Here is a 21,229-nt window from a genome sequence, read left to right on the forward strand (position 1 = left end):
AGGGCTTTATTGCCTGCGCAGTGAGTCTCCGTCTAGAAGGAGTGAGCTCTTTGAACGAAAGAGTTAGAGAACAACTCACAGAGCTGGTGAAGACGCACGGTGTAGATATACTCGATCAACCGGATAAGATCGAGACCTTGCTCAAAACGTCCTTTGGGGAATCTGAAACCGAGATAATGGCTATCGTAACGGCTCTGAGAGAGGGTTTGCTCAGAGAGTTACTGAGAAGCGAAGACTCCTCTGCACGGACTGCTGCAATTGAAGGCTTTTCCCGACGACTTAGAAAAAACCGCTCCATGGATGAAGAGGCCGCGAGCTGGGCTATAGAAAGCATAGCGTTAGCGCTTGGGAAGTTAACGCCGGCCGAAACTGAATCTTCCGGGATGAAGACAACAAATGGAGATGAACTGGTCTACATCGAGGGCGGTAGTTTTGCCATGGGTGACACCTGGGGAGACGGAGCCGACGCTGAAAGACCGGCGCACAGAGTGAATATCACGTACGATCTCTACGTGGGTAAGTATCCAGTGACCTTCGAGGAATACGACAGGTTTTGCATGGAGACAGGAGCCACGGAACCGGAAGATGAGGGACTGGGAAGGGGAAGAAGACCGGTAATCAACGTGAACTGGTTCCAGGCGACCTGGTACTGCAACTGGTTAAGCGAGAAGGAGGGCTTACCTCCGGCCTACTATGAAGACGGGAGTCTTCTGGACGAAAACGGGAAGAAGACGAATGACATAGCGAGAGTACGGGGATACAGGTTGTTGAGCGAGGCCGAATGGGAGTATGCGGCAAGGGGCGGAAGAGAGAGCCGAGGTCACAAATATTCCGGTTCCGATGACCCGAGCCTTGTTGCCTGGTTCGATGAAAAACCCAGTGAAGCTCCGACCGATTTGAGTAAAGCAAAGAGGCTCGTAGCCCACGAAGTTGGGATGAAGATGCCAAATGAACTTGGCCTGTACGACATGAGCGGCAGTGTTTGGGAGTGGTGTTCAGATCGATTCGATGATTATGCCGGTTCGGAACAGACAAATCCACATTCAATAAGCGAAGGCGGCCGGGTCATTCGGGGCGGCTGCTGGTTCAAGCCCGCCAATTTAGCAAGGATTGCTCACCGAGAAGAACTTTCACCGATGGAAATCCACAATGGCGTGGGCTTTCGAATCTGCAGAGCGGCAGATCGAAAAACAAAAGCAGTTTCATTTTCAGAGAGAAATGAAAGACAGGCCGATGAGTCCTCATTTATGCCAGCCGGAGAGGTTCCCGACTTGGTGCTCGTTGAGAGAGGAAGCTTCAAAATGGGAGACACATGGGGCGACGGATTGATAGACGAAAGACCGGTTCGCGAAGTAAGAATTACGTATGACTTTTACATTGGCAAGCACGAAGTCAGGTTCTCAGAATTCGACGTCTTCTGTGAAGCCACGGGAAGAATCCCTCCTTCCGACGAGGACTGGGGGAGGGGAGATTTGCCCGTCATAAACGTAACTTGGTGGGACGCCGTGGAGTTCTGCAACTGGCTTAGCGAGAGAGAAGGTCTCCCAAAGGCCTATGACGATGACGGACGCCTCCTGGATGCCACGGGAAAGGCTACGGACAAATTGGAAAGAGTACCCGGATTTAGGCTGCCTACGGAAGCCGAATGGGAATATGCGGCCAGGGGAGGTAACAAGAGCGAAGGTCATAAGTATGCAGGAAGCGACGACGTGGACGAAGTCGCCTGGTACTGCGAAAATTCGGGAATCAAGACGCACGAAGTGGGAAAGAAGGCGCCGAATGAACTGGGAATCCACGATATGTCCGGCAACGTCTGGGAGTGGTGCTCCGACTGGTACGAGGAAGACTACTACAGGTACAGCCCAAATGTGAACCCGTACAATACCGAAGGCGACTACGAACGGGTCATGCGGGGCGGCAGCGCGGGACTTAATGAGACTTTCGCCCGGGTAACACATCGCGATTATCTGGAGCCCTCTTCAGCGGGCAACGCTGTCGGCTTTCGCATATGCAGAACAGCCAAAAACCAATCCGAACTTCCTTGACACAACCAAATAATTTTTTCTCAATACACTTTTAGAATCATTTACTGCTGGACCCGGTTCCTTAGAAAATGGAGACGGGAAGATGACGACCTACACTGAGCAGTTCTTCTACTGTAGAACGCGCTCATAGAAAGGAGGAATCATATCTGGAGTACAGATCTTCATTTCGGAAAACAGCAGGCCCGTTCTTGTCATGAGCTTTCATCTCGCTGCATAAAACAGAGATTCTTCCTCTGCAATCACCGTTTCTCAAAGGTCCTGCTGAAAGCAAGTGAGAGTGTGTCAATTACGGGAACTAAATAACTGGAGGGATCGAATAATGACTGATGTTGAAATGCTTGTGTATGATGGCATAAGGAAAACGATAAACAGATTCAGAGAGAAGCCTTTCTTTTACTTCACAGAGTCGGACATTCATGCTTCTCTTCAAAGAGATATCATGGAGGGAGGCAGCAAAGAACTCGTTCACAGGGAAGATGGGATAGCTGTTTCCCTTGTTCATCTAGAATATCCTACAAATTTCAGATATGAAAAACGCAAACTTCTTGAGGGATATGGAAATGATGATATCTCGATTACATCGATCGATAATAAAGCTAAATACGGTGATAGAGGCAATTTCGATCTCGTTGTACTAAACAAGGATTTTGTTCGTTCTGTATTCGAAAAACTTCATGATAGCGAAAATTCAGAATTTACCGACCTTGAAATGATTCTGAAGCGTGTGATAAACAAAGATGCTTCGCTTTCGATAGAAAGGAAGCATAAAGATGATTCAACGTACAAAAGAGAAGTGCAGTATGCCATTGAGGTTAAGTTCATACACCCCTTCAATGCGAGAAATATAAATATGCTCGAAGAGGTGATCACAGACAATGAGAAACTGAGATTGGCCACCGAACACTCCGATGGTTTCGTTAAAGCCATAAACCTGGTTTTCTGCAGCTCGCAGGAGAAAGTCAGATCCGATCGTAAAGATCCTGTAATTAATAGAATAAGAGAATACATCAGAAACGGTAGAACAGTACACGAGAACAGAGAGTATAAGGTTCCTGAGGCTTCACTAAATGTATTTATCGACTCTCATCTGGATGAGTCGAGAAAAAATACCGATAAACCGATTACCTGGCCCGCTAAAGGCACCATGAATTCAGGAGATTGGAGGAATGAACTGATAAGCACGATAATAAGGTAATTGTCTTTTCAAGACTTCTCTTCTGTGCGAAACTCGCCTTGTTTCTTGAATATGTACTGGATTGCTGACTTCGTCCTTCCTTCAGGCAGCACAAAAATAATTCTAGAGAGTTATGATAATCGAGGTATTATGCAATCTTATGACAGAGCGAATTGAATTGGATCAAACTCCCGTTCCTCAGGATTTCTTGATCAGTTACGTCTTGCTGGCCCTCATAAAACCGTTAAATGGTCCTTCCGATATTCCCCTGACGATTATCTACTAATGATAGGCTGGCCAACATTTTCTGCCTTCAGCTAGAGGAATCACTCACTCAATATACTCATAAGGTATTATGCTGGCAGATTTGACAGAATTGAGCCGAAAAAAATGGTTAAGCGGAGCCCTTTGCCTGCTCCGCCCACGGGGCCACCCCCATGCAGTGAAATTATAGCACTTTGCCATCCTTAGGAGAAAGTGATCGATAACAGAAGAAGATGCATATTGCTCGACATAAGAAAGCATCACCTGTTTCTTTTCATGGAAAGGAACATACTGGATTTTCCGGATCAATTCAAGTCAGCTTGCATTGTCTCCATGATTGGAAACAGGTTTGTCATTTGAAGCTCTAAGAAGAGTCAATATGGCAAAAAAACGAAAACAATAATCAGAATGTGGCGACTTGGAAGCATTGAGAAGCCTAATTCATAAGGCTAATAAACTTGTTTTGGCAACAACGGGGTGAATGAACCACGAATAAGATGGCATTCTATCGCCGGATCGTTGAAGCTAACTCCTATGTACTCTCATCTGTCCATTCCAATATTGATACTTGTCCAGAAAAAATGGTCTCACTCGCATTCAGGAAAACCAATTCTACGTTCATTGAAGAAGAATGCTGATCACTGCTGAAGAATTCTTCGCTTTCTTTCTGTATTTGCTTGCTCAAGCAACGATGGTGATATCCAACATTCACATGGCTTCGTGCACACTCATTGTCCTATTTTCGCTAGACTCATGATTGGTAGAGATATTTAGAACGAGGCAAGTTATGAACCTTTTGAGTTTCAACCTAAACCTTAATTGCTTCTTCTGAAGCCTTTTGTAGAAGGTTCATAAGGAATTCTTTCGGTGAGACATTAGCCTCTTTGCTTAGTTCTTGCAGTTTCTCCGCAGCCGTATCGGAAAGTCTAATGCAATTATTGGCCTGGGCTGTTAGTATGATCTTTCCTCCAAGAGCATTGACGAGTTTGTACATCATCTGATAAGAAAGATTCTGTTTTCCTGCCTCTATTCTTGAGATATTTGGGACGCTTATGCCTGTGAGCTCGCTTAGATCCTTTTGGGTCATACCCTTCTCAACTCTTAGTTCGATTAGTTCATCTATGAAATCCCTTAATGGTTTTCTCTCGTTGTATAAGCGTTCGAATTCCTCGTTCTTCATCAAGTTGGCTTTCAGTTTATCAAATCCCGTCATCTATAACACCACCTTCTAGATCTAGAAAGAAACTCACTTACATTATATATTATCATATATGATAATTTCATCAATATCCATCTTACTCTTTCTCTTTTCTATAACTACTCAAAACAAAACAACATTTCTTTTAGTTCTGCTATTACTCTATTTGTCTATGGAAACTAGGAATACAGTATTTGGCCAAATAAAAATCCAGAACCCGGGATCAACTGCTTATTCTCTAGTGTTGGAGCATTCAGAATGCGACTTCTGCCCAAAAGTATAGTTAAATGATGATAATGAACTGGTCTGTCGACTGCGATCGATTGATCCCCACATCCCCACATTGCTCAATGTGCTAGACTTACTGTAACTGTACGTCGAATGCGCTACCAAAACGATTGTGATCATTGAGATGGCGAGCCGCCATCAGTTATGTATTGTTTCAACTGATCATTTCATCTTTTTCCCATGCGTCATACCAACCCAAACCTAACGTCTTGCTCTAGTATGTTTTCGATTATTTAAATCGGTGTCCAAGTGGCAATTGGCATCCAATTGGGAGGATCCTAGCATGCATGCAATCGACGAAAATGGAAGAGCCGTGATCCTTAACGAAGACGGTAGCTGGCAGTTTGACAACTCAAAGGAATGGCGAGTTGTAAGAACCTATATGGGAGATTCGGCAACGAAGAAGACTGATCTGTTTCAGATCACTTATCCCCAATGGAGGGTACGTGTATCAACAGAAGATAGTGTTTCAATTTACTGGTACGAACCTGAATCCGGTAATGAGGACAGCCTTATAAGTTTAGGATCTCCGACTACTGATGAGAGTTACGTTTACTTGAAAGGAACATTCTACCTAGACATTTCTATCTCAAGAGGAAAGTACAGAATCGTAGTTGAAGAGAAGGTTCCGGCAGAATAACTGTTATGCCCTTATTTTGAAACAGCGGAATACCGTAAACGCATGAATTCAGGATTTCCAGCAAATTTGTGTTTGCTCAACACGGCAATCCACATTGTAGATGGCCCAGGGTCCATTATGCTTTTCTAATGCTCACTTTCCCATCTTGAACCTGAATCTCATGGTTTCGAACTAGCAAGCTGACTTCATTGTCTATGACAGTAGAAATGTTCGTTCCCGTCCTCTTGAAACCGAATAGTCTTGCCACATCTGTCTTCAAGTCCTCTCTATCCATTGTGAACGCGTTTTTAAGACAGAGTTTTATGGCCTCTTGAATTTCCACAGGTGGGATGTGTTCAGGTTTTCTCATATCATTTCTGCTGGCCGATTGTCTTGGAAGGATCCTTTCGTTGCGCTTGAGCAAGAAATCCCCCTGCAATACGAATGAATCTCTTGGAAATTGTGTCATAACGAACTCTCGTAGAATCTTACGAGAGATATTCCCGGATTTCGTATACATATCCCAGTTTACCTGGAGTAGATGAGGGTGAGTATCGAAAAGCATGGAAATCCTCGACACTACTTCATCCAGATGAACCGGAGCCTCTTTTTCAATTATTGCTCTTAAAGCGTCGAAAACTTGCACAGCCCTCTTGGATGAAAGCATTCTGGTTAGGTCAAACACCGAGAATTTCTCGTATATAGGGAGAGTCACTTCTTCTCGTTCAATTGATGGCAAAGGATCTTCGATTATCAGCTCATTATTGATGTGAAGTACTTCGGTGTCTTCTGAAACGGATCTTGCAACTTCTATCTCTGCAATGACCCTCACCATTTCTGAATTCCTGTCAAATATCCAATCCCTGGACCAGATTCTAATAATCTTCCAACCCAATTTCTCAAGAACCTGCTGTCGAAGCCTGTCCCTATCTCTTGCAGTTCTCGCGGAGTGATACATGGCTCCGTCGCATTCAATTCCTACGATATACCTTCCAGGATGTTCATCATCAACAATTGCCAGGTCTATCCTGTAACCGGAGCATCCCACTTGTTTGTGTACGTTGAACCCGCGTGCTGTGAGTTCTTCATATACCTCCGTTTCAAAGGGCGATTCAAATTCGCCGCCAGTGTTTTCAGTCTCTCTCAAAAGGAATTCCTTGCTTCCTCCCTGTTCGGCATAGTTCAAGTATTCTCTTAGAGCTCTTACTCCCGGGGTCTGTATTTCAGCAGAGATGTCTCCTCCCCTTATTGAACTGACGACAGTGACTTTCTTCTTGGCTCTAGTTATTGCAACATTGAGTCGCCTTTCTCCTCCATTTTTGTTTAGAGGACCAAAGTTCATTGTCAACTTTCCCGAAGCATCTCTACCATAACCAATGCTGAAAATCATCTCATCTCTCTCGTCACCCTGAACGTTCTCAAGATTCTTCACGAAGAAAGGTTCAAGTTTATCCTCACCGAAGAAATCCTCGACAGACTGATCCTGGGAACGGAGCTCTTCAATTCGGTCGAGGATTGCAGTCTGCTGAGCTTCACTGAAGGCAACTACTCCTAATGAAACACCGGGCTCTGTCCTTGCATGGCTCATAACCATCTCAGCAACTTTGCGAGCTTCTTCAATATTCTTTCTGCTCTTCGCTCTGTCGTAAACTCCATTCGAAACATATTCAAAGCAGATTCCAGAATCAAGCCCATCAAAACTGCTGCTAGGGAAAGTGCTGAGTCTATTCATGTAAAAATGATAGTTTGAGAAGGCTATTAACGATTCGTGCCAGCTTCGGTAATGCCATAGAAGTTTCTTTTCCGGAAGACCAGCTGTGCTGCACTCGTCGAGAATGCTTTCAAGACTCTCGAGATCATTCTCTTCATCCGTCAGTTCAGCTTCGTCGGGTTCAGAGATTCTGAAAAAGCTGGTCGGAGGTAGCTGTTTGTTGTCTCCTACAACAACCACTTGTTTTGCCCTCATGATGGCTCCCACTGAGTCTTCTGGAAATACCTGGGAGGCCTCGTCAAAAATGGCGACATCGAATCTGAATCTTTCTGGATTGGTGAATACGCTTACAGATAGCGGGCTCATCATCATGCATGGCTTCAGAACCTGCAGCAGATTTGGTATTTCCGAGAACAGCCTTCTTATGGACTTATTCCGTCTCTTCTTTGCAATCTCTCTTCTCAGAATAGATGTCTCCGCACTTCCAGAATTTACAAGATTGGAAACCGGAACCCTCTGCGCAAGCAAAGAAGCAAGTCTCTTTCTGGCATACAGCTGCTGCTTTGAATCGAGAATCCTGAACTCTTTAACAAGAAGATTGTGGTCATTTGTTGAGAATGAGTTCAGAACCTCATCGTTTGCATATAGCTCTGACAATAGCCTGCTGTAAAAACCCTTTAGGAAGACTTTGTCAAGCATATCGGTCTTCACTTCACTTTCTCTAGCTCTTTCGAGAAAGTCTTCCAGTCCAGCCTTCTCGAGAAAAATGATACTCTTCTTCATTGAAAGCCAGTCATCAAGTTTTGGAAGCGAATCCTGGAGTCTATGGACAAAATCTTCAAAGCCTTCAAAGTCCAAGAGAGATTTGCCGTCAGAAAATGGTTCCGTGATCACCATGTCGGATACTTCCTCTAGATCCTTGAAGAACACATTTGTAGCTGAGATTGCACGCTCCACCCAATCACTCCTGCCTGGGATTGACTGCTGGTTTTGGTTTCCATTCGGTAACACAGAAAAGAATGAGAAGTATTCAATAAGCTCTCTTAAATCTGATTCACTGTTTCTCAAAGCTTTTTCGAACTTACTATAGCTCTCGTAGAAACTCCTGATTGTCTTTTTTGACCTTTCGAGAACACTTATCAACTCTTCCTTGTCACAGGCTTTCGTCATTATTCCGCACTGTGAGAGGACTCTTGACGCCTTAGTCAAATCCTCTACGATAGTCTCGATATCAACAATCCCATCGTATTTCAATGAAGAAAGAATACGAAGATTCTTCTTGTAACCGCCAAACAGCCTCCCAAAGAAACTATTGTATGATCTCGCGAATTTTTCCTGAAGTCTGGTTAGGTTCAGCTGGAGAATATCTGGTCGATAGCTAGTGAGCAGCGACACTGTTTCTTCGAATGACCTTACGGATTTTAGCATATTGGTGATTCCAAGAAGCGGGCGAAGAGTATTAAACTGACTGGAAACTTCACTGTGAGAGTCCTTGACTTCATCTATCGCGCTACTTAGATTCAAGAAAGAATCTCTATAACTTGACGGAAGATCTCTTGTAATTGGCAGAATATGAGAAAGAAGATCCTCTGCTAACTTCAAGGCTTTATCTTCGGCTGAGCTTTCGGTCTCAAATAAGTCAAGAATCGCTGAAATTCTGGAATTTACATATTCTAGTTCCTTACTGATGGAAGATCTCCATTCGAGCGATGTATCTTCTCCTATCTCCCTTAGTTTTCCTATCGTGCCTCTTATTTTCGACAGCGATTGACGAACGCGCATTACAAAGACAGCATCGGGGCCAACTGCCCTGACTTTGTTAAGAACATCCTTCTTATGGTTTCGATACATTTCGGCGTGCCGCTTAACATTGTCAAGATTGCTGATGATCTTTCCGAGTTGATCCCGCGTGAGATCTTGCACGTGTGTTAAATCAAAACTCATAAGATCTACATCATGCAGAGCTGCTAGATTGCCGTGAAGCTCAAATGCTGAAATCTCAAGAGAAGTTCTCTTTTCGTGTAGCCTTCTAACGTAGCTGTTAAGTTTTTCTCTTATCTCCTTGAGTCTAGAGAGTTCACGCTCTAGACTTCGCGTATCTACAGCATGGTTGTTAGCTTCATTTAGGACTCGATCCAGTTCGTCCAGAACCACCCTCTTCCCCGTTTTCTTACTGTGGAGCTCCAGACAAAAATCTCCCAATTCACAATCATCCAAACGTCTCTTTACAACTTCAAGAGCTGCCATTTTCTCGCTTACGAAGAGGACTCTCTTGCCCTGACTCAGGGACTCCGCGATGATATTCGCTATTGTCTGACTCTTTCCAGTTCCCGGAGGTCCCTGTATCACTAGGTCTTGACCGCTTTTCACGGCAAGGATAGCCTCTTGCTGACTCGAGTCGGCATCCAGTATCTGATAACAATGAAGAGGATCGTTTTCGACATCCAAGTCTGCAAGCTCGTCGTTTTCATTATCTGGCACAACCAACGGCTTCCCCTCTGCAATTGTTCTTAGCACGGCATTCTCATATATCATGTTTGCGTAGTTCTCTAAATCTTTGTACATTGCAAGCTTGGCAAACGAGAAAACCCCTAAAGCCACGTCTTCGGCAACCGACCAACCCTCGATCGGCTCAATTAGATTTCTGACTTTTACAAATAAATCTCTCAGGGTCGACTCTTCAAGCGATATTTCCTGATCATAAGCAGACGCCAGGTCAAGGCCAAATTCCTCCAACTTTTCTGAAAGTGTTGGATTAAGTACAATGTCGTCATCGATGATCCTTACGGAATAGGGCGAGGCAATTGTCTCACGGGTAATGGAAACTGGAACAAGGAGTAAAGGGGAAATCACAAAGCTCTTGTTATAATCTATTTCTCTCCACTTGAGGAAACCGAAAGTCATAAAAAGGGTATTGATTCCCATTTCCTCGTAAGAAGTCCTGGACTTGAGTTTTAGTCTATTGAGAACAAGATTCATTTCCTTTTCTTCACGGTCAGCCTGTATCTGGTTTGCTCTAAGGGAAACAATGCTTCGATATTCTTGCTCTTCATCATCTTCAGGAGGAATCGGAACGAAGTTCATCTCTTTTTCTTGGACGACAATCTTATTGAAGATCTCACTGCTTGAAGGTTTTATGAGCATCAAATTGCTCGTCTTGCTTGTCCTGAAGTTGATTAATCTGTTTCTCATTGTGAGATCTAGCAACGCCTTCTTCCACTTGTCTACCTTAACGGAAACAGCATCATTGTTTTCCATGGGATCCCTCCAAAAGCCTTTCTAACACAGCTGGTCTAAACAGAACGGACCAAATATATCCGCGGAACGTTAATTGAAGTTATTGAAGAGACTTTGTCCACTCAGATCAGAGATCCGTCCATTCTGTTGGCAGCACTTACTGGCTTTATGAGACACACCACTCAAGATGAACTTCTCCGGAGATCCAGCATTATTCGCTTTGACTTATTAGCTTCATCATCACTGCACCTTGAAGTAACTACATTACGCATATTTGTCTAAAGAGATTCTATCATTTTGTAAGCAAATGAAACAATGTGAAGAGGGTCTTTGCGGTCACTCAAAATCCCATTTGTTTGACTACTAATAGATAGAAACGATAGCATGCTACGAGCCCTTATAGGCTTTAAAAAATATCTAAAACCGTGTCTCTCAAGAGAAAATTCTATTCAGATGAGCGAATACAATCGATTTTGAAGTTTATAACTGATTGATAAAAGATGGTTAGGACATTAATTATACCAGCAATATTACTTGCAACTAGGAGATTTCGCCAGAAACGCAGCAAATACAACGGAAGTATTCATGTGCAAGCTTGATCTTGCTTTTGATCTTAGTGCAACAAATGATATACTAACGTTATAATTTACATTTTGGCGTTTAGTTCTCTTTGTTTTCTGTTCTTTGAGTTTTATGAAGCAACGTTCCGATTGATAGTAAAATAATAGTAGCGAGATTTGATGATTGGCTGAAGTGGCTTCCGTATTTTTTGCAATACATTATTTTGTACATTTCTGATTCTGCAAGTATATTACTAAGTCAGGAAGAGCTTTGAATTCTATTCAACGCAATTCCTAACAGTGAATCTCTGAGTTTCTATGTGAGATATTTTGATTTCGTTTTCAGAATTCATGGTTTTTTCGCTTTGGATTTCTAGCAAGAGTATGTGTAAGATCATGTCTCATTTGTTTGTTTCTCGCCCAAATTGCTATTGCTTGTCAAAAAACGCAAGTACTAAAGAAAGTGCTTGAGTAGAGTGGGGAGGTGGAGAGCGTGAAATGCCCAAACTGTGGAAGAAAAGTCCCTTATGTTTTGACTTGTCCCAAGTGCGGGTGGATTGGCTGTGAAGCTGAAGTGAAACATGGGATGCTAGGTTTATCAGGCTCTTGTCCCAAGTGTGGTACAGCTCTCTCAGAAAGAGACCGAAGATCTTGGTGACTGAGTGTTAGTAACTAATACTGAGATGCAGGCCAAGAAGTTCCGGACTCTCCGATTAAAAGAAGCTCTCTGTAGCATATTGGGAGCTTCTTTTAATGGTTAACTATACGTGTAAGTGTTCTTCGAATATGTAGTTGTGGAGAACACTAAATGACCGAAAATAGCAATGTGGACTCTTTAGTGCAAACAATCCGAAGGGTTCGAAATCTGTTGGGTTTCTCTGCAACGAATTATGACTTACGTTCTCAATTGATTGTCCTGCATATGTGAAACCCGAGATATCTGCTAATGAGTGTTGAGTCTCCGTAGAATCTAGATAATACTCTTACTCCGACAGATTCGTTGTAAGCACTGCCACCCCGGCACACACGAAATGATTCACAGCTTGAAAAAAGTGGATTTTCCGTAGTGAATCAGAGTAGGGGCTATACCAATCGGAACACCGTTCCCACAAGTTCCCTGACATATCGTAGATTCCAAGTCCGTTCGGTGCCATCTTTCCCACTTCCTGTGTCTTGCCTCCCGAGTTCAAATTGTACCAGGCAACGTAACCAACTGAATCGCTTCCGGAATATTCATAACCGTTGCTCTTGTTTCCGCCCCTTGCAGCATATTCCCATTCAGCCTCTGTAGATAACCTATATCCGACCACCTTCGATGGGTTTGTAGTTGTCTTTCCATTTTTGTCTAGTAGATTTCCGTCGCTATCGTATGCCTTTGGAAGTCCCTCTTTTTCACTTAGCCAATTGCAGTAAGCTATCGCACTCCACCAACTCACATTTGTCACTGGCTTTCTTCCCCTTCCCATGCCATCCACCATCCGCGGAAGGCTTGCAACTTCCAGAAGCTTCACACTTCACAGAAAGCATCATACTCGTCGAAGGTCACTTCGTACTTTCCCATGTAAAAGTCGTATGTTAAGACCACATTGTGCGCAACCTCACTATGAGTTCCCCCTCCGTAAGAATCCCCCATCGTGGATAGTTAAAATAGGGTCAGACTCCATTTTTCACACTTTATTTAATGTTTGCCTATTACTTGTTTTTTGGCAACTAGGAATACCGATTCGGCCAAACAAAAATCCAGAACCCGGGATTAACTGTTTTGCCTCTAGTGTTGGAGTAATTCAGAATGCGACTTCTAAAATAGGGCCGGACTCCTTTCTTCACTCTAAACGGGAGATCGAAGATAAAAATCTGTGAGGGCATTTCTTAGGATAGAAAAGAAAGGTTAAGCGGAGCCTTTTTCCTGCTCCGCCCACGGGGACACCCCCATGCAGTTAAATTATAGCACTTTGCCATCCTTAGGAGAAAGTGATCGATAACAAAAGAAGATACATATTGCTCGACATAAGAAAGCATCACATCACCTGGTTTTTTTCATTGAAAGTAACATACTGGACTTTCCGGATCAAGTCAGCTCGCGTTTTTTTCACGATCGGAGATAGGTTGTTGAGTCGTCGGCAAAATTCGGCACGCCATAAGTTGGGTCAGACTCTTTTTTCAAAACTTCTTATGCTTTTTTCAGTAGTTTGTCTATCGTTCAATTCAAACACTCTTACTTCTCTTCCTTCTGTAGAATCTAGATCACTACTATCCAACAAGTTGAAAGCACTAGTCAAAAAGAGTTTCTGAGCACCATAAATCATATATGCAAACAGAAATCATTATCGCTTCAAAAAGAGGTGCCATCCGAAGAAAGCAACTCTAGACCCACCATCTGTCCAAGGCTCAAGGCTTTCTTGCCTCTCATGACTAGTCATTTACAATTGCCTTGCTCCAGTCAAATTGAAGAACTTCCGTTAAATCTACATCGACGCCACCGGCTCTGGATATTGTGACTTCAACCTTGTTTATTCCATATGAACTTGACCAATCATCTGGTGGACAGTGAAGCATCATAATGGTATCGGCTTCTGCCAAGTATGACCCGTTCCCTTCAAAATCCTCTATTCTTAGTATCTTTCCAGCATTTCTAAATGCAGAGACTTTAAGCTTTGTCGCAAGGATGAATACAATGCCCAGGTTCATTCCAACTTTCTTCAGAAGCCGACAAGCTTTCCTCTTTCCTGACAAGAGGTAAAGGTCGTCGATGACGAAGATTTCAATTCCTCTAGAGTGATGGAGTTCGGTTGCAACATCTATCGCTCTTTCTAAGCTACGTTCCTTCAAATCCACAATATCTAATGTAAGCTGCTTGAATTCATACAAACTGCGATTCAATTCATCTAATTCATCTGTGGGCAGAATTCTTGTATCTATTAGCTTTAGCTGTGATTCGAAAATTCTACGCAAAAGTTTTATCTGAAGACTTTTTGAGCGCTCACTATTTGAGAAAAAGGCAACCCGTCCACCTTCAAGAGCAAATTTATACGCCAGATTTAGCAGAAGTGTTGTTTTTCCGCTCATATACAGTCCTCCAACCACTATTAGATGCCCACTTGCTATTGGTTGGAGATTATCAGATAGACCTTTATAAGGCCAGTTCAGATCTTTCATGAATCACCTCGAAATAGCTTCCATTGTTCTGCTACTCTGCTTAACATTCCACAACTAAGATCTATACTAAAGCAGCTCCACTCTTTTTTCATAAAAGCTTGCATGCCGTAAAATTTCGATCTCATCAAACGCTGATTTGCATCATTATTTAGAAATCGCTTTTCTAAAACCAAGTTAGTCGGAGTATTTCACAACGTTTCTTGCCTTTTCTTGCTTTTCCGGTCCGGTAATCGTCAATACAACTCTGAAGCAGATATCCTTGTCCTGATAGAAAGGACTTAGTGCACTCCTTATAGAATAATCATTTATGTCCGGCGGAGATATTCTTCTCGCGATTCTCTGAGGATAACCCCGTTGAAAGCATGGGTTATGGAACATTACTGCTGACGAAGGAGAATAAGCATCTGTACACCAGTTCCAGAGGTTTTCGGTAGATGGATTTCTTCCTGCCATGAAATAGCCGGAGGCAAGTTCCCACTCGGCATCAGTCGGAAGTCTGTAACCTTCTACTCTCTCTATGTGAGTTGTAATATTGCCGTTGCCGTCCAACAGCTCTCCATTTCTGCTGTAGGCTAAGGGCAACCCTTTCAGCTCACTAAGATAGTTGCAATAAGCAATTGCATCCTCCCAGTTAGCGTTTTTCGGACGCGAAAGTCTTTTCGCAGAAGAAGTGTGATCTTGAGAATTGGTCTTATCATCTCCTTCATCACTCAGAAAGAAATACTGTTCAAAGGTGATTGGCTCGGCGGATATTAGGAAACTGTAGTCGAGCTCGACGGCTACAAGAGAATAGTTACTCTCATTTATGTCTGATCCAGGCCTGGTCATGATGAAGAGTTCTCCTTCCACTACGAATAACCTCACTTTTTCGAAGATTTTCAATCTTCTGTTAAACGCTTCTGTCATCTCTTCAATAGCCAGTCTCGTCGGCCGGTACTCCACTTCACTTCTCAGGTCCTGTCCAACCTTCTGAATCAGCAACCCCCCACCCAAAACACCAACGGCAATAACATTGTCTGAAAGGGCAAAAGAAGGGCTTATGTAGTCCTCTCGGGACAATGTGCCTGGCACATCCGGTGCAACAAGACCCACCTGAGCTACAGTGAGCTTTCCCAAGAAAACACCGTGAACGCGGTGACTGTCTTCCAGAACACAGACCAACGGGGATTTCGGTTCGTCTATCACTCTCCTGTTTAGCATTGATTGCGATAGAATTTTGAATATGCCTGCTCCTTCACAGGTTTCAACAAAGAGATATCTCAAATTCCTTCTTAGGAAAGTTGTGCACTCACCACTAACTCCTAAAATTGACTCCGAGATTCCCAGACGGTTTCCGCTTTCACATTCAAAAAGGGCAATCCTGCCGTTCCAGCCTACTGCAATTATGAAACTTGCGTTGCTGTCTACCGACACTGAAGCTATGGGCCCCATTCTTCCGCTGATTCTTTTCATCTCCTTGAAATCAAATATATCAAAGATCACTATCTGACCGTCTATTGAAGACGCAAACAACCTGCCATTACCGCAGGTAAGATATGTTACACATCTCTCAAAGGATTGCACTTCATCTTGCAGTTTGAAAGACCTTGAATTGACTTCTAACAGCTTGCCATCATGAGTTCCAATAAAGAGCCTATGATCTCCCTGAAAAGTCATGCAGCTTACTCGGCAACCTACGTCTAGCTGATTTTCAATTGTTAGTGTTGGGATCCTCACTTTGTAGATAAGATTCTTGATGCTAAATATCAGGGACGAAGTCCCTTTTTCGAAGATCATCGCTTCTACCGGTTCTTCCACTGAGTTCTCTATATTGAAAACATCACCACTTTCGGTGTCAAAAACCATTATTCTGTTATCGAGATGGCGTGAAGCCACATATCTTTCGGAGTCGCTTATCGCTATTAAGGTTGAAGCTCCAATAACGGGAAAGCGTGATAGTATCTCCCCATTCGAAAGATCACGTAATTCGAATTTGCCATCTGAGACGATCAAAACTCGCTCACCGTCCGATGAGAATTCATACTCGATAGCTCCGATTTCTCGAAAGTCGATCTTGTTTCGCCAAAGAACTCTTCCGTCAATCAAATCAAGTGAGATAAGCTCTTCCCTCGCCTCATTGACAAAGAGAACTGATCTACCTAGATTGCTCACTCCCAGCAACCTGTCGCATATGTGTTCCTCGATACTCCATTTTTCCTCTCCAGTTGCCGGATCAATTGCAAACAGGCATCCTCCGATCCCTGCTGCGATCAGATTTTCTGAGCTTCTACTAATTTCCAGTTCATATAGGTCGCATCCCAAATCTGCCCGAAATAGCAGTGAGCATTTCTTTTCTCCCGCTTCGAACTTGAAGATACTACCTTCTTCCGTTGCGGCGAACAGACTCATTCTAAATGAGTCGAATGCAAAAGCCGATACTACTTCATTGCACGAAACGTCAGAAAGTATTCCTGTGTGATCCTGAATCGAAATTACAGTGAGAAAATTTCCGCGGCTGACAAAGGCAAGGTAATTCCCGGTTTTATCAATCGACAGAGAGAGAATCTCTTTCCCATAAGGGATTCTATCAACTATTCCAAATTCCTCTGTATCGACAATAAGAATGTATTCGATATTTGCTATCGCAGCAAACAGCCTTCCATTACGTAAAAAGAGAACACCGGGACAGATATCAAGACGGCCGAAGGGTTTTGAGATTCTTAGTAGTTTCCTGGAAGTCAAATCATACTTCGCTATAGTACCGAAGTGATCAAGAGACACTAGAGTCTTCTCATCATCCGAAAACCTTATCGATACAGGTCTTGAGCTGAAGGCAAATACCGGGTCAGAAAACATCGCCACACCTCCTCTTTTTTAGGTGAAGGATGTCTCTAGAAAACACTTTTGAAAGATACAACGCAATACGAAAACCAAGACGGTTACACTTGCAAGTAGGGATGCTACAGTTGCGGCCACTCACAAACAATCCCGCCGCACTGTGGCTCCAGCTGTCACCACGTCTAAGCCTCCTGGAGCCGTTTGAACCGTTGTATAGATTGATTGTTGGGCTTTCACCGTGGAATTCTTCGTCACAAAAGTCGCTGCACCATTCCTCCACGTTTCCACTAATGTCATACATTCCCAGTTCATTGCACTTCAACTGACCGACTTCGTGAGTCTTGCTCCCTGAGTTGGAATCATACCAGGCAACAGAGTCCAGGTTGTCAGATCCGGCGTAATTGTACCCCATACTCTTTTTCCCACCCCGTGCAGCGTATTCCCATTCAGCTTCAGTCAGCAATCTGCATCCCTTCACTTTCGTTATGTCCTCCGTCTTTCTCTTATTCACGTCTAAAAGACTTCCATCTCCGGAATAGGCTATTTGAAGCCCTTCCTTTTCACTCAGCCAGTTGCAGTATTCCATTGCATCAAACCAGCTAACATTTATAACTGGCCTTCTTTCCCTTCCCCATCCCGAATCTTCTGGTTTAGTTGTTCCCTTCTCCATGCAATAACCGTCATATTCATCGAATACTACAAGAAACCTCTCTGTGTAGATGTCAATGTAAGTTCTACTTCGTGGAGGGATTTTTAACCATCAAAATCATTTCCCCATGTGTCCCCCATAACAAAGCTTCCGCCTTCTACACACACTAACGCGTCGCCGTTTGCTAAAGTCAGACTCTTCAAAGTCGATATTATGATATTGACAAGACTGCTCTTTCAGAAATATCAAAGCTTATTCTATTCCTGAGCCGTCGAGACATTTCACTTTTTCTAATGTTCTCAACGAATGTGAAGATTTGGCCGTTCCTTTTTATGCCCTTGACTATATCATTATGGAAGCCTTTCCATTCATGCTTAACACATTTCGAATTCAGATTTTCCTTACTCGAAGCAACCACTACCATTACGCGGGTCTTATTAAGAGCGTCTTCAATGTGTTTCTTGTAAGCAGCCTCTCCTATCTCATCAATCGAAAGATTGCTCAAAAAGGCTCTTATCGATTGCACTTCAAGTAAATCGTAAAGTTCCTTAGCAAGACGCCAGTCTCTTGTGTCTACACCTCTTTTTCCATTCGAGACTTTGCATGATATGAATACCTGCCAGTCCTTCGAAGCGTCCCGAGCCATTCCCTCACTCCTTGCTTTCCTGGCTTTTTGTCTTACTATCCGGTAATCTTCTGACCTTTTCCTGTCAACCGGATCTTCGGTTGACTATTATTCAATGTATTCAATAGCGCACAGGCAAATTTCTTGCCGTTAAGGTGCCTCCAGGGCTTTGGATATGATCCTCGAGTTGAGAGGGGTATTTCAACTAGAAGAGAGATCGGACACATTCCTTTCCTGAATTGTCATGCTCGTCGTTTCAATTCCTAATCCACATTTGTCTAAAAAGTCTTCAGACTTTTCTGTTCGTCTCAACTCATCTATTCGATAAGGTCTCCAATACTCTCAAGAAGTATTCTATACTTTCGAACAAAAATCTTCCGTATCTTCTGCGGTTCCTCAGTATCCGTCGCTCGAAACCACATCAAAAGAGCAAATGAAAAAGTGTAATCAGAACACCGTCCTTGCAATACGGAACCCGAAGTCGAAGTACTTGTAATCAGGAGTGTCGTCTAGGCGAAACGCTACCCGTACGCACAACGCATAGTCGAGCCAGCTACCACCACGTTTCACCCGGGAGGAACCATCTGTACTGTTGTACGGGTTGATTGATGGACTCCTGCTGTAATACTCACTGTCATAACAGTCACAGCACCACTCCCACACGTTTCCGGACATATCGTACAGACCAAGTTCATTGCACTTCTTCTGCCCCACTTCGTGTATCATTCTTCCAGAGTTCGAATCGTACCAGGCAACTAAATCAGGGCTGTTAGATCCGGCGTACTTGTACCCCATACTCTTTTTCCCACCCCTTGCCGAATATTCCCATTCAGCTTCCGTAAGTAACCTGTATCCCTTTACTTTCGTTATGTCCTCTGTCTCTTGCTTGTTCCTGTCTAATAGACTTCCATCTCCGGAATAGGATATTGGAAGCCCCTCCTTTTCACTCAGCCAGTTGCAATACTCAATGGCATCGAACCAGCTCACCCACATTACCGGCTTTCTTCCCCTTCCCAAGCCTGAATCAGATGGTTCCTCTGTCTCGATCTCCCTACAGAATCTGTCATATTCATCAAATGTCACAGGACACTTCCCAATGTAGAAGTCATATGTGAGCTCTACTTCGTGGGGGGGTTTTTCTTTGTCAAAACCATCTCCCCATGTGTCTCCCATTATGAACACTCCACCCTCAACATAAATTAGCTCATCACCGTTTCTCGAGGTTATGCTTTTTATCGCCAGTTCGCTTTCGGTTTTTTGCTGGAGGGAGATAGAGTCATGTCCGGTCGAGGTTGCTATTTTTTTTTGCTCACTTTCACTCTTTGGTGTGAGGTTCGTGGAATCAAGTCCCAATGCCGATATTACAAAACTCACAAGACTGCTTCTTTCAGAAACATAGAAACTCTGGTTGTTCCTGAGTGGCCGAGGCAGTTCATGAATTCTAAGAGTTTCAACGAACGCGAATACTCTTCCTCCCTTTTTTATGCCACTTATTATTTCATTGTGAAAGCTATTCCATTCATACTTAACATATTCCGAATTAATGTTCTCTTTGCTTGTCCCAACGACTACCATTACCTGGGCTTGTTCAAGTGCTTCTTCTATTACTTGTTTGTAGTCAGATTCTCCTAATTGCCCCAAAGAAATACTGCTCATGAAGACCTTTATCGAATTCGCTTCAAGTAATTCGTAAAGCTCCTTCGCAAGATGCCAGTCTCTTGTGTATCCACCTTTTCCATCTGAAACCTTGCACGATATGAATACCTGCCAGTCCTTTGAAGAATCTCGAGTCATATCCTCACTCCTTGCTTTCCTGGCTTGCTATCTTTCTCTCCAACAATCTCCTGTCATTTTCCCATCAACCGGATCATCATTGAACTATTATTTAAGATGTTCGATATCGTTTATTATACAATTTGTCATCTCTATCCCGATTCAGTTAGCAGTGTTCACACTCTAGCTTCTAAAGAGATCCCATCGTTTTTTAGCCTTTAGGTGACACTCACTTTAGACTCAACTATTACAGTAATAAATCTGAAAATAGCTAGACAAGCGGAGAAATCAGAAGAGAACCAGACGAACTTCCACTACAAAATCTGATTTGCCCCAATGGAATTGAATGCGAGAGTCCCCGGCGGATCAAACAAGGGATTCTAGTAGTGACAACGGGAATGATATGAGCAGAAAGAATAAATTTTTGCTCGTTTTGGCATTTGCATTCACAAACGAAGAAAAACCCGTTTTTCTCGCTTGCTGATGCAATCCTTCTGTTTCGACTGCCATTTGACTTTTTTCAAAACTCTCAAACTGCAGATAAAATTGAATTCAGCTTCACCAGATACAGCCTGTTCGAGATACACAAAAGGCCTTCTTCTCAATTGATAAAATTGCCAATTGCTGAAGAGAAAATTTGTTCTTCCGAAAGCGTTTTCCCGTATACTATTCTCTCTTGTTCATAAGGTATTCCAAAACCGAAAATCAGTTCTGACTAATATTTTACTTACAGAATTCTGATCACCAAGAGCTCTTTGCAGACGAGGTCCTTAATATTGATCTCCCAAAAAGCAATCTAATTTGAAGTACCCATTAATGTAAGCTTGACGCGAATAGTTTTGGGGAGAGAACTCCTCGTTGTTCTTGGGTTATAGATTTAAGCATTACTTACAATCATCGTCAAAGAAGAATTCTGCAGTCAATAATCCGCAATAATTTTCCCTTTTGAAAGCACGTTGATCATTTGTTGGAGAGTACGATTGACCTCTTCTGCATTCTAAAATGTTTGCTTTCACATGAAGAAATAGTATAATAACATAAACAAGCTTTAGTCGTCCTCAGATTAACTCCTCTTCCTCAGAATAAGATATTCGTTTTGCATAAAGGAATTGA

11 protein-coding genes are annotated in these 21,229 nt (G+C 43.1%); 3 read left to right on the forward strand and 8 right to left on the reverse strand.

The window, feature by feature from the left end; genetic code table 11:
* Positions 1-50: 50 nt before the first annotated feature.
* Positions 51-2,045, forward strand: coding sequence for a formylglycine-generating enzyme family protein (locus Y697_RS15025; protein WP_259462534.1), 1,995 nt, complete (start codon positions 51-53; stop codon positions 2,043-2,045).
* A 319-nt stretch (positions 2,046-2,364) separates the two neighbouring features.
* On the forward strand, positions 2,365-3,240 hold the full coding sequence (locus Y697_RS11625) for a hypothetical protein (protein ID WP_121551767.1): 876 nt from the start codon (positions 2,365-2,367) through the stop codon (positions 3,238-3,240).
* A 1,051-nt stretch (positions 3,241-4,291) separates the two neighbouring features.
* On the opposite strand, the gene Y697_RS11630 is transcribed toward Y697_RS11625, so the two are convergent.
* Complete coding sequence (locus Y697_RS11630) at positions 4,292-4,696, reverse strand: helix-turn-helix domain-containing protein (protein ID WP_121551768.1); 405 nt, start codon at positions 4,694-4,696, stop codon at positions 4,292-4,294.
* A gap of 556 nt (positions 4,697-5,252) precedes the next feature.
* On the opposite strand from Y697_RS11630, the gene Y697_RS11635 reads away from it, so the two are divergent.
* Entirely contained in the window at positions 5,253-5,609 is a 357-nt protein-coding gene (locus Y697_RS11635; protein WP_121551769.1) for a hypothetical protein, read from the forward strand.
* A gap of 115 nt (positions 5,610-5,724) precedes the next feature.
* On the opposite strand, the gene Y697_RS11640 is transcribed toward Y697_RS11635, so the two are convergent.
* The 7 genes from Y697_RS11640 to Y697_RS11670 all read right to left on the reverse strand — a co-directional run bounded on the left by Y697_RS11640 (position 5,725) and on the right by Y697_RS11670 (position 20,137).
* Positions 5,725-10,557, reverse strand: coding sequence for a DUF4011 domain-containing protein (locus Y697_RS11640; RefSeq protein ID WP_121551770.1), 4,833 nt, complete (start codon positions 10,555-10,557; stop codon positions 5,725-5,727).
* 1,522 nt (positions 10,558-12,079) lie between these two features.
* Complete coding sequence (locus tag Y697_RS11645) at positions 12,080-12,562, reverse strand: formylglycine-generating enzyme family protein (RefSeq protein WP_259462535.1); 483 nt, start codon at positions 12,560-12,562, stop codon at positions 12,080-12,082.
* 946 nt (positions 12,563-13,508) lie between these two features.
* Complete coding sequence (locus Y697_RS11650) at positions 13,509-14,252, reverse strand: DnaB-like helicase C-terminal domain-containing protein (protein WP_121551771.1); 744 nt, start codon at positions 14,250-14,252, stop codon at positions 13,509-13,511.
* 174 nt (positions 14,253-14,426) lie between these two features.
* Positions 14,427-17,087, reverse strand: coding sequence for a PQQ-binding-like beta-propeller repeat protein (locus Y697_RS11655; RefSeq protein ID WP_121551772.1), 2,661 nt, complete (start codon positions 17,085-17,087; stop codon positions 14,427-14,429).
* Positions 17,077-17,739, reverse strand: a complete 663-nt coding sequence (locus Y697_RS11660) for a formylglycine-generating enzyme family protein (protein WP_259462536.1) — start codon at positions 17,737-17,739, stop codon at positions 17,077-17,079. The genes Y697_RS11655 and Y697_RS11660 overlap by 11 nt, the downstream gene beginning before the upstream one ends.
* A gap of 190 nt (positions 17,740-17,929) precedes the next feature.
* A complete protein-coding gene (locus Y697_RS11665) occupies positions 17,930-18,364 on the reverse strand; it encodes a TIR domain-containing protein (RefSeq protein ID WP_121551773.1) in 435 nt (144 codons plus the stop codon).
* A 426-nt stretch (positions 18,365-18,790) separates the two neighbouring features.
* On the reverse strand, positions 18,791-20,137 hold the full coding sequence (locus Y697_RS11670) for an SUMF1/EgtB/PvdO family nonheme iron enzyme (RefSeq protein ID WP_121551774.1): 1,347 nt from the start codon (positions 20,135-20,137) through the stop codon (positions 18,791-18,793).
* Positions 20,138-21,229 lie beyond the last annotated feature (1,092 nt).

The organism is Mesotoga sp. BH458_6_3_2_1 (genome assembly GCF_003664995.1).
Taxonomy (GTDB): Bacteria; Thermotogota; Thermotogae; order Petrotogales; family Kosmotogaceae; genus Mesotoga.